We start from the raw sequence: 13,417 nt of genomic DNA, 5'->3' as shown, positions 1-13,417 counted from the left end.
ACCTGGCCGAGGGCGAATTCGTCGAGGCCGACGACCAGAGCATCGGCGGCGGCGGCCCGGTGGTGATCGACTGCAACTGGTTCCAGCACTACGAGAACGTCGTCGACCCGTGGCACGTGCTGGTGCTGCACGGCACCTTCTCCGGCGTGCAGTTCACCGACGCGATGCTGCGCGCGCCGACCATCAGCTTCGAGACGACCGACAAGAGCGTGAAGGTGACCTCGCTGCGCACGCTGGACGACGGCTCGGTGTTCCGCCGCGTCACCGAGGCCTGCGTGCCGACCTGGCGCGTCGTGCCGAACCCGCGGGTGGGCCAGTACGCGCGGGTGGAGTCGATCGGCTTCGTGCTGCCGATCGACGACACGCACTTCCGCATCTACACGGTGGCGCGCGTGCGGCAGCCGGGCGAGCTGACGGGCTTTCGCTCGCGGCAGAACGGCAAGCTGTGGAGCGAGCTGAGCGAGGACGAGCACCGCCGCTTCCCCGGCGACTACGAGGCGCAGAAGAGCCAGGGCGACATCACCTGGCACGGCCACGAGAACCTGGCGACCAGCGACCGCGGCATCGTGCTGCTGCGGCGGCTGGTGCAGGCGCAGGTCAAGGCGGTGGAGGAGGGGCGCGACCCGGCGGGCGTGCGCTTCGACCCGGCCGACGACCTGGTGCGCTTCGAGGCCGGCAACTTCCTCGACGCGGCGGCGCCGGGCTGAAGTCAGCCGCGCGCGGCCAGCGCTTCTTCTTCCTGCGCGATCAGTTCCTGCGCGCGCGCCTTGAGCTTGTTCAGGGCCGCGACGAGTTGCTCGGCCTCGTCGGCACTCAGCACCTCGCGCAGCGCGCGGTCGCGGTCGCGGGCCGCCGCGACCAGCCCGGCCAGCGTGCGCGTGCCGGCGGCGGTGAGGGCCAGTTCCGCCGAGCGCGCGTCGGTGCGGTGCGCGCGGCGCCGCACCATGCCGCGGCCGACCAGCCCCGTTACGATGCGGCTGATCTGCGCCTTGTCGGTGCTGGAATAGTCGGTGAGCGCGCGCAGCGTGACCGGCTGCAGGTGCTCGATCAGCGCCAGCGTGCGCCACTCCATCAGGCTGCAGTCCTGCTCGCGCCGGAAGCGCAGCGCCGCACTGCGCCGCAGGACGTCCGACGTGCTGTTGACCTCGTAGCTCAGCAGGGGGCGGAAGGCGGGACCACGGGGCGCGTCGGGCATCGCGCGATCATAGCCACCGCATTCCGCGTCAGGACGCGAGCGCGGCCGCGTGGTGGGCGAAGTGGTCGGCCAGGAAGCTGGCGATGAAGTAGTAGCTGTGGTCGTAGCCCGGCTGCAGGCGCAGCGTAAGCGGATGGCCGGCGGCGTCGCAGGCGGCCTTCAGCAGCTCGGGCCGCAGCTCGGCCAGGAATTCGTCGGCATAGCCCTGGTCCACCAGCAGGGGCAGGCGCTCCTTCGCCGTCTTCACCAGCTCGACCGTGTCCCAGGCCTTCCAGGCCTCGCGGTCGCCGCCCAGGTAGGCGGTCAGCGCCTTCTGGCCCCACGGCACCTGCGTCGGCGCGACGATGGGCGCGAAGGCCGACGCGCTGCGGTAGCGGCCGGGATGGCGCAGCGCCGTCACCAGCGCGCCGTGGCCGCCCATGCTGTGCCCGAAGATGCCTCGCGCATCGCTGGCGGCGAAGTGCCGCGCGACCAGCGCCGGCAGTTCGTCGGCCACGTAGTCCTGCATGCGGTAGTGCGGCGCCCAAGGCGCCTGGGTGGCGTTGAGGTAGAAGCCCGCGCCCTGGCCCAGGTCGTAGGCCGGATCGTCGGCGACACCCTCGCCGCGCGGGCTGGTGTCGGGCGCCACCACGATCAGGCCGTGCCGCGCCGCGTGGGCCTGCGCGCCGGCCTTGGTGATGAAGTTCTGCTCCGTGCAGGTCAGGCCGCTCAGCCAGTACAGCACCGGGCGCTTCTCGCCGCGCAGCGCGGCCTCGGGCAGGTAGATGCCGAACTTCATGTCGCAGCCGAGGGTGTCGGAGGCGTGCTTCCACACTTCCTGCCGGCCGCCGAAGCTGGCGTGTTGTTCGATGCGTTCCATGTCTGTCTTTCCAGGAGAGGTTCAGGAGGATGCGGCGGCGCCCTGCATGGCCGAGGAGTCGAGCACCTCGCGCCCGCGGGCGGCGGGGACCGCGCGGGCCAGCGCCGCTGCCACGTCGGCCGCCGCAATGGCGCGCAGGCGGCGCGGGACGATCGGCCGCAGCACCGCCTCCATGCGGGCCCACAGCAGCTCGCCGCGGCGCACCGGCTGTCCCAGCGCGTGGCGGTCGCCGTGCAGCATCGACGGCCGGGCGATCACCAGGGCCTCGAAGGGCAGGGCCGCCAGCGCTTCTTCCAGTTCGCCCTTGACGCGGCTGTAGAACACCGACGACCGCGCGCTGGCGCCCAGTGCGCTCACCAGGCCGGCCCGGCGCGCGCCGGCCGCCAGGGCGGCCTGCGCGACGGCGAGGTTGGCGTCGAAATCGACCGCACGGAAGGCCGCCTGGCTGCCCGCGGTCTTGATCGTGGTGCCCAGCGCCAGGTAGACCTCGTCGAGCGGCGGCAAGGCCGGCAGCGCGGCGACATCGACCACGTGACAGCGCAGCCTGGGATGGGCCAGCGGCAGAGGGCGCCGCACGAGCGCGTGCACTTCGGCCACGGCCGGATCGGCGCACAGCCGCTCGATCAGGCAGCGGCCCACCAGTCCGCTGGCGCCGGCCACGGCGGCGACGCGGCCGGCGGCGGGGGCTGCCAAGGCGTCGGCCATGGCGGTCTCAGTAGTGCACCACCGAGCGGATCGACTTGCCCTCGTGCATCAGGTCGAAGGCCTCGTTGATGCCGGTGAGCGGCATGGTGTGCGTGACGAAGGGCGCGAGCTGGATGCGGCCGGCCATCGCGTCCTCCACCATGCCGGGCAGTTGCGAGCGGCCCTTGACGCCGCCGAAGGCCGTGCCCAGCCAGCGCCGGCCGGTGACGAGCTGGAAGGGGCGGGTGGAGATCTCCTGCCCCGCGCCGGCCACGCCGATGATGACCGACTGGCCCCAGCCGCGGTGCGCGCATTCGAGCGCGGCGCGCATCACGTTGACGTTGCCGATGCACTCGAAGCTGTGGTCCACGCCCCAGCCCGTCATCTCCACGATCACCTGCTGGATCGGCTTGTCGTGGTCCTTGGGGTTCACGCAGTCGGTGGCGCCGAAGGTCTTCGCCAGCTCGAACTTGCCCGGGTTGGTGTCGATGGCGATGATGCGCCCGGCCTTCGCCAGCCTGGCGCCCTGGATCACCGCCAGGCCGATGCCGCCCAGGCCGAACACGGCGACCGAGTCGCCTTCCTGCACCTTGGCCGTGTTCTTCACCGCGCCCAGGCCGGTGGTCACGCCGCAGCCCAGCAGGCACACCTGCTCGGGGTTGGCGTCGGGGCTGACCTTCGCCAGCGACACCTCGGCCACCACGGTGTACTCGCTGAAGGTGGAGCAGCCCATGTAGTGGTAGACCGGCTGGCCGTCGTAGCTGAAGCGGCTGGTGCCGTCGGGCATCACGCCCTTGCCCTGGGTGGCGCGCACCGCCACGCACAGGTTGGTCTTGCCGCTCTTGCAGAACAGGCACTCGCCGCATTCGGCGGTGTACAGCGGGATCACGTGGTCGCCCGGCTTGACGCTGGTGACGCCTTCGCCCACCTCGACCACGATGCCGGCGCCCTCGTGGCCCAGCACGGCGGGAAACAGGCCCTCCGGGTCGTCGCCGGAGAGCGTGAAGGCGTCGGTGTGGCACACGCCGGTGTGGGTGATCTTCACCAGCACCTCGCCCTTCTTCGGCGGGGCGACGTCGATCTCGACGACCTGCAGGGGCTTGCCGGCTTCGAAGGCAACGGCGGCGCGGGATTTCATGGGCGGTCTCCAGTGGACAGGAAGGAAAAAGGGGATGGAAGCGGGCGCGCCTACCGCAGATAGGTGCGCACGAGCTGGGTCATGTCCTGCACCCGCTGCGCATGGCGCGGGTCCTTGTCCGCGTGCTGGCCGAACTCCTCGCGGATGTGCGACTCCAGCACCTCGGACATCAGGGCGTTGACGGCCCCGCGGATCGCGGCGAGCTGCTGCAGCACCGGGCCGCAGTCGGCGCCGGCCTCGAGGGCGCGCTCCAGCGCCTCGGTCTGGCCGCGGATGCGGCGCACGCGCAGCAGCGCTTTCTTCTTCTCGTCGGGCGAGTGGGGCATGCCGCCAGTGTATACCCCGGGGGAGTATTGGCAAGCCCCTGTGCGCAGACCGCGCAGGCACGTTCTAAGATGCCCGGCCAGACCCACCGCAAGCCATTGCCGCCATGAAGAAGATCCTCGTCCTCAACGGTCCCAACCTCAACCTGCTGGGCACGCGCGAACCGGCGCAGTACGGCCACGAGACGCTGGCCGACGTCGAGCGCCTGTGCCGGGAGGCCGGCGACCGGCTCGGCGTGGTCGTCGAATGCCGCCAGTCGAACTGGGAAGGCCAGCTCATCGACTGGATCCACGAGGCCGGCCGTGAGGTGGCGGCTGGCGCGATGCTGGGCGTGGTGATGAACCCGGGCGCCTACACCCACACTTCCATCGCGCTGCACGACGCCATCAAGGGCGCGAGCGTGCCGCTGATCGAGCTGCACATCTCCAACGTGCACGCGCGCGAGGCGTTCCGCCACCATTCCTACATCTCGCCGGCGGCGCGCGGGATCATCGTGGGCCTGGGCGTCAAGGGCTATCCGCTGGCGATCGAGGCGCTGGTGCGCGTCAGCGAAGGCTGAGCCATGAAGATCACCCGCGTCGAGGCCTTCATCCTGCATGTGCCCGTCACGGGCAGCCACATCGCCGACAGCACGCACGCGATCACGCACTGGGGCGTGGTCGGCGCGCGCATCGACACCGAGGAAGGCGTGTCGGGCCACGGCTTCACCGGCACGCACGCGCACCTGCCGAGCGACCAGCTCATCGCCCGCTGCATCGAGACCTGCCACGCCCTGCTGCTGCAGGGCGAGGACGCCGGCGACGTGCGCCGCCTGTGGCTGAAGCTGGCGCGCAACCCGGCGCTGCAGTGGATCGGCCGCGCGGGCATCACCACGCTCTCGCTTGCGGCCCTCGACGTGGCCCTGTGGGACCTGAAGGCCAAGGCGGCCGGCGTGCCGCTGTGGAAGCTGCTCGGCGGCCAGGTGCGCGACAAGGTCCGCGCCTACAACACCGACATCGGCTGGCTGAGCATCGACGACGAGGCACTGGTGGCCGGCGCGCGCCGCGCGGTGGAGCAGGGCTTCACCGGCATCAAGATCAAGGTGGGCTCCACCGTGGAGCGCGACCTGCGCCGCCTGGCCGCCGTGCGCGAGGCCGTCGGCCCCGAGGTGACGCTGGCCGTCGACGGCAACGGCAAGTGGGACCTGGCGAGCTGCCTGCGCTTCTGCCGCGGTGCCGAGCCCTTCGACGTGTTCTGGTTCGAGGAGCCGCTGTGGCACGACGACGTGAAGGGCCACGCGCAACTGGCGCGCGCCACCCGCATCCCGGTCGCGCTGGGCGAACAGCTCTACACAGCCGACGCCTTCGGCGAGTTCTTCGCCCAGCAGGCGATCCACTGGGTGCAGCCGGACAGCACGCGCATGGGCGGCCTGAGCGAGGTGCTGCAGGTGTGCGAGGCGGCCCACGCCTTCCGCCTGCCGGTGGCGCCGCACGCCGGCGAAATGAGCCAGGTGCACGTGCACCTGAGCTATGCCCATCCGGCCTGCGAGGTGCTGGAGTACATCCCGTGGATCAAGGACTGCTTCACCGACCCCGCCGAGGTGGTGGACGGGCACTTCCGGCTGCCCGCCGAGCCCGGCGCCGGCACCACGCCCACGCCGCAGGCCTGGGCGCGCTACCGCCAGGCCACGGCCTGAACGGCTTCGCAATCGCAAGGCGGCTTCAGGTGCGCTTGGGGCTCACCGACTTGCGGTAGCCGATGTGGCCCGCGCCGTCCACGCTTTCGAGGTGGACGTCGAAGCCCCACAGCCGCGCCACGTGCTTGAGCACCTCGGGCGTGTCCTCGTGCAGCGGCCGGTTATGCCGCTGCGTGTGGCGCAGGGTGAGGGAGCGGTCGCCGCGCAGGTCCACGTTCCAGACCTGGATGTCGGGCTCGCGGTTGCCGATGTCGTACTGGCGCGAGAGCGATTCGCGCAGCGAGCGGTAGCCGGCCTCGTCGTGGATGGCGCTGACCTCCAGCTCGGGCTCCTCCTCGTCGTCGCGGATCGCGAAGAAGCGGAAGTCCCGCATCACCTTCGGGCTGAGGAACTGGCCAACGAAGCTCTCGTCCTTGAAGTTGCGCATCGCCCAGTCCAGCGTCTTGAGCCAGTCGCTGCCGGCGATGTCGGGGAACCAGACGCGGTCCTCCTCGGTCGGCTCCTCGCAGATGCGCTTGAGGTCGCTGTACATGGCGAAGCCCAGCGCGTAGGGGTTGATGCCGCTGTAGCCGCGGTGGCTGACCGGCGGCTGGTAGACCACGGCGGTGTGCGAGGACAGCCACTCCAGCATGAAGCCGTCGGCCAGCAGGCCCTGGTCGTACAGGCTGTTGAGCAGGCTGTAGTGCCAGAAGGTGGCCCAGCCCTCGTTCATCACCTGCGTCTGGCGCTGCGGGTAGAAGTACTGCGCGATCTTGCGCACGATGCGCACCACCTCGCGCTGCCAGGGCTCCAGCAGGGCGGCATTCTTCTCGATGAAGTACAGCAGGTTCTCCTGCGGTTCGTCGGGGAAGCGGCGCGCGGCCGCCGGCTCCGCGGCGTCGGCGCTGGGCTTGGGCACGGTGCGCCACAGGTCGTTGATCTGCCGCTGCATGTGGTGCTCGCGCTCCTCGCGGCGCGCGATCTCCTGCGCCAGCGAGCGCTTCTGCGGCCGGCGGTAGCGGTCCACGCCGTAGTTCATCAGCGCGTGGCAGGAGTCCAGCAGGTCTTCCACCGCGTCCAGGCCGTGACGCTCCTCGCACTCGGCGATGTAGTTCTTCGCGTAGACCAGGTAGTCAATGATCGACGACGCGTCGGTCCACATGCGGAACAGGTAGTTGCCCTTGAAGAAGCTGTTGTGGCCGTAGGCCGCGTGGGCGATCACCAGGGCCTGCATGGCCATGGTGTTCTCCTCCATCAGGTAGGCGATGCAGGGGTCGGAGTTGATGACGATCTCGTAGGCCAGGCCCATGAAGCCGCGGCGGTAGTTCTTCTCGGTGGCGATGAACTGCTTGCCGTAGGACCAGTGGCGGTAGATGACGGGCATACCGACGCTGGCGTAGGCATCCATCATCTGCTCCGCGGTGATGATCTCCAACTGGTTGGGGTAGGTGTCCAGGCCGAAAGCCTTGGCGGTGCGGGCGATCTCGCCGTGGTAGCGCTCGATCAGCTCGAAGGTCCAGTCCGAGGGGCTGGGCAGCGGCTCGGCGGCGCGCTCGAAGCGGGGCGCGGAGGAGGGTGTCTTCATGCCGGCGCGCCCTCCTTCCTGAACAGCTCGCGGAACACCGGGTAGATGTCCTGTGCGCTGGAGACCTTGCGCATGGCGAAGTTGGGGTGCGCGTCCTCGAGCTGCGTGTATTCCTGCCACAGGTTCTGCTCGGCCTCGGCCACCTGCACGTAGGCGTAGTAGCGCACCAGCGGCAGCAGCGCCTCGTCCAGCAGCTCGCGGCAGCGGCCGCTGTCCTGGTGCCAGTTGTCGCCGTCGCTGGCCTGGGCGCCGTAGATATTCCACTCGTTGCTGGGGTAGCGTGCGCGGACGATGTCGCGCATCAGCAGCAGCGCGCTGGAGACCACGGTGCCGCCGGTCTCGGTGGCGTGGAAGAACTCGTCCTCGGTCACTTCCTGCGCCTGCGTGTGGTGGCGGATGAACACCAGATCGATCTTCTCGTAGTGCCGCGTGAGGAACAGGTACAGCAGCATGAAGAAGCGCTTGGACATGTCCTTGCGCGCCTCGTCCATCGAACCCGAGACGTCCATCAGGCAGAACATCACCGCCTTGGCGCTGGGCACCGGCGTGCGCACCCGGCTGCGGTAGCGCAGGTCGATCGGATCGATGTAGGGCACATGCTTCGCCCGCTTGCGCAGCTCTTCGATGGCCAGCTCGGTCTCGTGGATCTCCTTGCGCAGCAGCGCCGTGGCGGCATCGGGATGCGCCTGCAGCCGGGCCAGGTGCTCGGCCAGGCGGCGCAGCTCCTTGCGGTCTTCGCCGCCCAGGGCGATGCGCCGCGCCAGCGCGCCGCGCATGGAGCGCACCACGTGCAGGTTGTTGGGCGTGCCCTCGCTGGTGAAGCCGGCGCGGTGGCTCTTCCACTCCGGCACCTCGGCCAGTTGCGTGCGCACCAGGTGGGGCAGGGCGAGGTCCTCGAAGAAGACCTGCATGAACTCCTCGCGCGTGAGGCGGAAGACGAAGTCGTCCTCGCCCTCGCCGCTGTCGCTCGCCTCGCCGCTGCCCGTGCCGCCGCCGGCCTGGCCTCGCGGCCGCTCGATGCGGTCGCCCTTGACGAACTCCTGGTTGCCCGGATGCACGTACTCGCGGCTGCCGCCCGGCGCATGGCCGAAGGTGGGCTCGGACACGTCGTGCCGGGGCAGCGAGACGTCCTCGCCCTGTTCCAGGTCGCGGATGCCGCGCCCGCTCACCGCCTTGCGCACGGCCTCGCGGATCTGTGCGCGGTAGCGGCGCAGGAAGCGCTCCCGGTTGCCGACCGACTTGTTCTTGCCCGACAGCCGGCGGTCGATGATCTGCTGCAGCGGGGCCATGGCGGTTACTCCCTGGAATGCCTGCCGGAGCTCACGAGCTCTTTCTCACGCGCAGGTACCACTCGCACAGCAGGCGCACCTGCTTGGGCGTGTAGCCCTTCTCGACCATGCGGGTGACGAAGTCCTCGTGCTTCTTCTGTTCGTCGGCGCTGCTCTTGGCGTTGAAGCTGATGACGGGCAGCAGTTCCTCGGTGTTGGAGAACATCTTCTTCTCGATCACCGAGCGCAGCTTCTCGTAGCTGGTCCACAGCGGGTTGCGTCCGTTGTTGCCGGCGCGGGCGCGCAGCACGAAGTTGACGATCTCGTTGCGGAAGTCCTTCGGGTTGGCGATGCCGGCGGGCTTCTCGATCTTCTCCAGCTCGGCGTTGAGCGCGGCGCGGTCGAAGACCTCGCCCGTGTCCACGTCGCGGTACTCCTGATCCTGGATCCAGTAGTCGGCGTAGGTGACGTAGCGGTCGAAGATGTTCTGGCCGTACTCGCTGTAGCTTTCGAGGTAGGCGGTCTGGATCTCCTTGCCGATGAACTCCGCGTAGCGCGGCGCCAGCAGTTCCTTGATGTAGCCGATGAACTTCTGTTCCGTCTCGGGCGGGAACTGCTCGCGCTCGATCTGCTGCTCCAGCACGTACATCAGGTGCACCGGGTTGGCCGCCACCTCCGTGCTGTCGAAGTTGAAGACCTTGGAGATGATCTTGAAGGCGAAGCGGGTGGACACGCCCGCCATGCCCTCGTCCACGCCCGCGTAGTCGCGGTACTCCTGGATCGACTTGGCCTTGGGGTCGGTGTCCTTCAGGCTTTCGCCGTCGTAGACCTGCATCTTGCTGAAGATGCTGGAGTTCTCGGGCTCCTTCAGCCGCGTGAGCACCGAGAACTGCGCCATCATCCGGAGCGTGCCCGGCGCGCAGGGCGCCTGCGCCAGCGAGGAGTTGCGCACCAGCTTGTCGTAGATGCGCACCTCTTCGGACACGCGCAGGCAGTAGGGCACCTTGACGATGTAGATGCGGTCGAGGAAGGCCTCGTTGTTCTTGTTGTTGCGGAAGGTCTTCCACTCGCTCTCGTTGCTGTGGGCCAGCACGATGCCGTCGAAGGGGATGGCGCCGAAGCCCTCGGTGCCCTTGAAGTTGCCCTCCTGCGTGGCCGTCAGCAGCGGGTGCAGCACCTTGATCGGCGCCTTGAACATCTCCACGAACTCCAGCAGGCCCTGGTTGGCCAGGCACAGGCCGCCGGAGTAGCTGTAGGCGTCCGGGTCGTCCTGGGCATAGGTCTCCAGCTTGCGGATGTCGACCTTGCCCACCAGCGAGGAGATGTCCTGGTTGTTCTCGTCGCCCGGCTCCGTCTTGGCCACCGCGATCTGCTTGAGCACCGACGGGTAGCGCTTGACCACCTTGAACTGGCGGATGTCGCCGCCGTACTCCTCCAGGCGCTTGACCGCCCAGGGCGAGAGGATGCGCTGCAGGTAGCGCCGCGGGATGCCGTATTCCTTCTCCAGGATCTCCCCGTCCTCGGCCGGGTCGAACAGGCCCAGCGGCGACTCGTTCACCGGCGAGCCCTCGATGGCATAGAAGGGCACGTGCTCCATCAACTGCTTGAGCCGCTCGGCGATGGAGCTCTTGCCGCCGCCCACCGGGCCCAGCAGGTAGAGGATCTGCTTCTTCTCCTCCAGGCCCTGGGCGGCGTGGCGGAAGTAGGAGACGACCTGCTCGATCGAGTCCTCCATGCCGTAGAACTCCCGGAAGGCCGGGTAGATCTTGATGACCTTGTTGGCGAAGATGCGCGAGAGCCGCGGGTCGTTGCGCGTATCGACCAGTTCGGGGTCGCCGATGGCCTGGAGCATCCGCTCGGCGGCCGTCGCGTAGGCGGTCGCGTCGCGCTTGCAGATGTCCAGGTACTCCTGCAGCGACAGGACCTCTTCACGCGTGCGCTCGTAGCGGGCGGTGAAGTTGCTGATCACATCCATGGTTCACACCTCCAACGAGTCAACAAGGCTGCGCGCCGGGCGTCCGGGCGGCAGGCTGCATCGTGCGAGGCGTTTCGATGATGACAGCTTGCGTACCCCGAAAAAACTCCCAATGGCAGACCGACGAGTCCAGCATAGAACAAACTGCGCCTTGAGGAAATTCCTGTCGTGCTGCATCGATTTTTAGGAAATTCGATCATGCAAAAAAGTTCCGTGACGGCGCGTTTTTTCGTCAGCAAAAGCCGTGCCCATCGTGGCAGGGCCCGCACCAGGGCGGCGTTTGCGGGGATGCGAATTTGTAAGTCGGACTGGACCGCATTCGCACCGCGGTTTCCCCTCTGACGGCAGGCGTTGCCCGGGAGCCACGGCGTCCGCGCCGGAGCGCCGGAAAAGGTGGACGCGGTGTGGATGGCTCTTGGCTAAATTACCCGGCTGAAAGACCTATATCAACCTGCCGGAAAGGAATAACGCGCGCCGGCCAATTACCGTTGTCGGGGAGAACGCGGGACCCGGTCGATCGCATTGAATTGTTCGGCTGAATTCAATCCGGAGATAATTCAGAATGTTTCAATGGAATAATCCGGGCGAATTCCGCAGCCGCCGGAATGTGGGGCAGCCGCGCTATGGATTTCATAGCAGCCCACCGGCCGAAGCAAGAAAAAAGCGCATGCGGCGCGAGGCCGTCATGCGCTTCGTGGCGGCGCGCCGCGCGTCGCTCAGTTGAAGAACTCCTTGGCCCGGTCGAACCAGCCCTTCTCGTTGGGGCTGTGCTTGGTGCCGCCCTTCCTGAGCGAATCGTCCAGCTCCTTGAGCAGCTTGCGCTGGTGCTCGGTGAGCTTGACGGGCGTTTCGATGCGCACGTGGCAGTACAGGTCGCCGGGGTAGCTGGAGCGCACACCCTTGATGCCCTTGCCGCGCAGGCGGAACTGCTTGCCGCTCTGCGTGCCGTCCGGGATGTCGATGGCCGCCATGCCCGTGAGCGTGGGCACCTTGATCTCGCCGCCCAGCGCCGCGGTGGTGATGCTCACCGGCACCACGCAGTGCAGGTCGTCGCCGTCGCGCTCGAAGACCTCGTGCTTCTTCACGCGGATCTCGATGTACAGGTCGCCCGGCGGCCCGCCGTTGGTGCCCGGCTCGCCGTTGCCGGTGCTGCGGATGCGCATGCCGTCGTCGATGCCGGCGGGGATCTTCACCTCCAGCGTCTTGTTGTTCTTGATCTTGCCCTGGCCGTGGCAGGTGGGGCAGGGCTCGGGGATGATCTTGCCGGTGCCACGGCACTGCGGGCAGGTCTGCTGCACGCTGAAGAAGCCCTGGCGCATCTGCACCGCGCCGGCGCCGTGGCAGGTGGTGCAGGTGATGGGCTTGGTGCCCGGCTTGGCGCCGCTGCCGTGGCAGGTGCCGCAGTCGTCCCAGCTCGGGATGCGGATCTGCGCCTCCTTGCCCTCGGCCGCTTCCTCCAGCGTGATCTCCATCGCGTAGCTCAGGTCGCTGCCGCGGAACACCTGCCGGCCGCCGCCGCGCCGGCTGCCGCCGCCGCCGAACACGTCGCCGAAGATGTCGCCGAAGGCCTCGGCGAAGCCGCCGAAGCCGTCGGCACCGCCCATGCCGCCGCGCATGTTCGGATCCACGCCGGCATGGCCGAACTGGTCGTAGGCCGCGCGCTTCTGTCCGTCGGACAGCATCTCGTAGGCTTCCTTGGCCTCCTTGAACTTCGCCTCGGCGCCGGCAGCGGCATCCCCCTGGTTGCGGTCGGGGTGGTACTTCATCGCCAGCTTGCGATAGGCCTTCTTGATCTCGTCATCGCTGGCGTTCTTGGGAACGCCGAGGACTTCGTAGTAGTCGCGTTTGGTTGCCATGGGGTCTTCGTCTGCAACGGGCTGGTGGAAAAGCAAAAAGGCCGGGGCCCCGTTGCGGGAGCCCCAGCCTCGTCAAAGCCGCCTGGTCAGCCCTTCTTCACTTCCTTGACCTCGGCGTCGACGACGTTGTCGTCGCCTCCCGCCGCGCCCTGGCCCTGCTGGCCCTGCGGCTGCTCGCCGCCGGCCGCGGCGCCCGCTGCGGCGGCGGCCGCCTGGGCATCGGCGTACATCTTCTCGCCCAGCTTCTGGCTGGCGGCCATCAGCGCCTCGGTCTTCGACTCGATCGCGGCCTTGTCCTCGCCCTTGAGCGCCTCTTCCAGTTCCTTGGAAGCGGTCTCGATCTCGCTCTTTTCGGCCGGGGTGAGCTTGTCGCCGTGCTCGCCCAGCGACTTCTTGACGCTGTGCACCATGGCCTCGCCCTGGTTGCGCGCCTGCGCCAGCTCGACCTTCTTCTTGTCCTCGGCGGCGTTCAGCTCGGCGTCCTTCACCATCTTCTGGATCTCCTCCTCGGAGATGCCCGAGTTGGCCTTGATGGTGATCTTGTTCTCCTTGCCGGTGGCCTTGTCCTTGGCGCCCACGTGCAGGATGCCGTTGGCGTCGATGTCGAAGCTCACCTCGATCTGCGGCGTGCCGCGCGGCGCCGGCGGGATGCCCTCCAGGTTGAACTCGCCCAGCAGCTTGTTGCCCGAGGCCACTTCGCGCTCGCCCTGGAAGACCTTGATGGTCACGGCCGGCTGGTTGTCGTCGGCGGTGGAGAAGGTCTGCGCGAACTTGGTCGGGATGGTCGTGTTCTTGGCGATCATCTTGGTCATCACGCCGCCCATGGTCTCGATGCCCAGCGACAGCGGGGTCACGTCCAGCAGCAGCACGTCCTTGCGG

The 13,417-nt window shown here is 68.4% G+C and carries 13 protein-coding genes and 1 pseudogene; 4 read left to right on the top strand and 10 right to left on the bottom strand.

Annotation, left to right across the window (positions count from 1 at the left end; genetic code table 11):
• Positions 1-707: pseudogene (locus tag ACIY1X_RS05965) on the top strand (aromatic ring-hydroxylating dioxygenase subunit alpha); the annotation flags it as partial.
• 2 nt (positions 708-709) lie between these two features.
• Here the strand turns inward: ACIY1X_RS05965 and ACIY1X_RS05960 are convergent.
• The 5 genes from ACIY1X_RS05960 to frmR are packed head-to-tail and all read right to left on the bottom strand — an operon-like array spanning position 710 to position 4,202.
• Positions 710-1,195 carry a MarR family winged helix-turn-helix transcriptional regulator gene (locus ACIY1X_RS05960; protein ID WP_399678887.1) on the bottom strand — a complete coding sequence of 162 codons (486 nt, stop codon included), beginning with the start codon at positions 1,193-1,195 and terminating at the stop codon, positions 710-712.
• Positions 1,196-1,223: 28 nt separating this feature from the next.
• Positions 1,224-2,054, bottom strand: a complete 831-nt coding sequence (gene fghA / locus ACIY1X_RS05955) for an S-formylglutathione hydrolase (RefSeq protein WP_399678884.1) — start codon at positions 2,052-2,054, stop codon at positions 1,224-1,226.
• Between the two features lie 21 nt (positions 2,055-2,075).
• A complete protein-coding gene (locus tag ACIY1X_RS05950) occupies positions 2,076-2,759 on the bottom strand; it encodes an NAD(P)H-binding protein (protein WP_399678882.1) in 684 nt (227 codons plus the stop codon).
• 7 nt (positions 2,760-2,766) lie between these two features.
• Positions 2,767-3,876, bottom strand: coding sequence for an S-(hydroxymethyl)glutathione dehydrogenase/class III alcohol dehydrogenase (locus ACIY1X_RS05945; protein WP_399678879.1), 1,110 nt, complete (start codon positions 3,874-3,876; stop codon positions 2,767-2,769).
• Between the two features lie 50 nt (positions 3,877-3,926).
• Positions 3,927-4,202, bottom strand: a complete 276-nt coding sequence (frmR, locus tag ACIY1X_RS05940) for a formaldehyde-responsive transcriptional repressor FrmR (RefSeq protein ID WP_399678876.1) — start codon at positions 4,200-4,202, stop codon at positions 3,927-3,929.
• Between the two features lie 104 nt (positions 4,203-4,306).
• Here frmR and aroQ point away from each other — a divergent pair, with 104 nt between their 5' ends.
• Positions 4,307-4,759, top strand: a complete 453-nt coding sequence (gene aroQ, locus ACIY1X_RS05935) for a type II 3-dehydroquinate dehydratase (RefSeq protein WP_399678873.1) — start codon at positions 4,307-4,309, stop codon at positions 4,757-4,759.
• A 3-nt stretch (positions 4,760-4,762) separates the two neighbouring features.
• A complete protein-coding gene (locus ACIY1X_RS05930; protein ID WP_399678870.1) occupies positions 4,763-5,875 on the top strand; it encodes a mandelate racemase/muconate lactonizing enzyme family protein in 1,113 nt (370 codons plus the stop codon).
• A gap of 25 nt (positions 5,876-5,900) precedes the next feature.
• Here ACIY1X_RS05930 and ACIY1X_RS05925 read toward each other — a convergent pair whose 3' ends face one another.
• The 3 genes from ACIY1X_RS05925 to ACIY1X_RS05915 are packed head-to-tail and all read right to left on the bottom strand — an operon-like array spanning position 5,901 to position 10,682.
• Positions 5,901-7,439 carry a SpoVR family protein gene (locus ACIY1X_RS05925; RefSeq protein ID WP_399678868.1) on the bottom strand — a complete coding sequence of 513 codons (1,539 nt, stop codon included), beginning with the start codon at positions 7,437-7,439 and terminating at the stop codon, positions 5,901-5,903.
• Entirely contained in the window at positions 7,436-8,728 is a 1,293-nt protein-coding gene (locus tag ACIY1X_RS05920) for a YeaH/YhbH family protein (RefSeq protein WP_399678867.1), read from the bottom strand. Before ACIY1X_RS05920 ends, ACIY1X_RS05925 begins: the two co-directional genes overlap by 4 nt.
• A 31-nt stretch (positions 8,729-8,759) precedes the next feature.
• On the bottom strand, positions 8,760-10,682 hold the full coding sequence (locus tag ACIY1X_RS05915; RefSeq protein WP_399678865.1) for a PrkA family serine protein kinase: 1,923 nt from the start codon (positions 10,680-10,682) through the stop codon (positions 8,760-8,762).
• 562 nt (positions 10,683-11,244) lie between these two features.
• Here ACIY1X_RS05915 and ACIY1X_RS05910 point away from each other — a divergent pair.
• A complete protein-coding gene (locus ACIY1X_RS05910) occupies positions 11,245-11,406 on the top strand; it encodes a hypothetical protein (protein ID WP_399678863.1) in 162 nt (53 codons plus the stop codon).
• Here the strand turns inward: ACIY1X_RS05910 and dnaJ are convergent.
• Both dnaJ and ACIY1X_RS05900 read right to left on the bottom strand, forming a co-directional pair.
• Entirely contained in the window at positions 11,399-12,538 is a 1,140-nt protein-coding gene (gene dnaJ / locus ACIY1X_RS05905; protein ID WP_038206148.1) for a molecular chaperone DnaJ, read from the bottom strand. The genes ACIY1X_RS05910 and dnaJ overlap by 8 nt on opposite strands.
• An 86-nt stretch (positions 12,539-12,624) precedes the next feature.
• Positions 12,625-13,417: Hsp70 family protein (locus ACIY1X_RS05900; RefSeq protein WP_399678860.1), on the bottom strand; the 793-nt coding region annotated here is incomplete at its 5' end.

The sequence above is a fragment of the Xenophilus sp. genome (genome assembly GCF_044462705.1).
Lineage (GTDB): Bacteria > Pseudomonadota > Gammaproteobacteria > Burkholderiales > Burkholderiaceae_C > Xenophilus > Xenophilus azovorans.
This window is presented reverse-complemented; position numbering and strand designations above follow the sequence as displayed.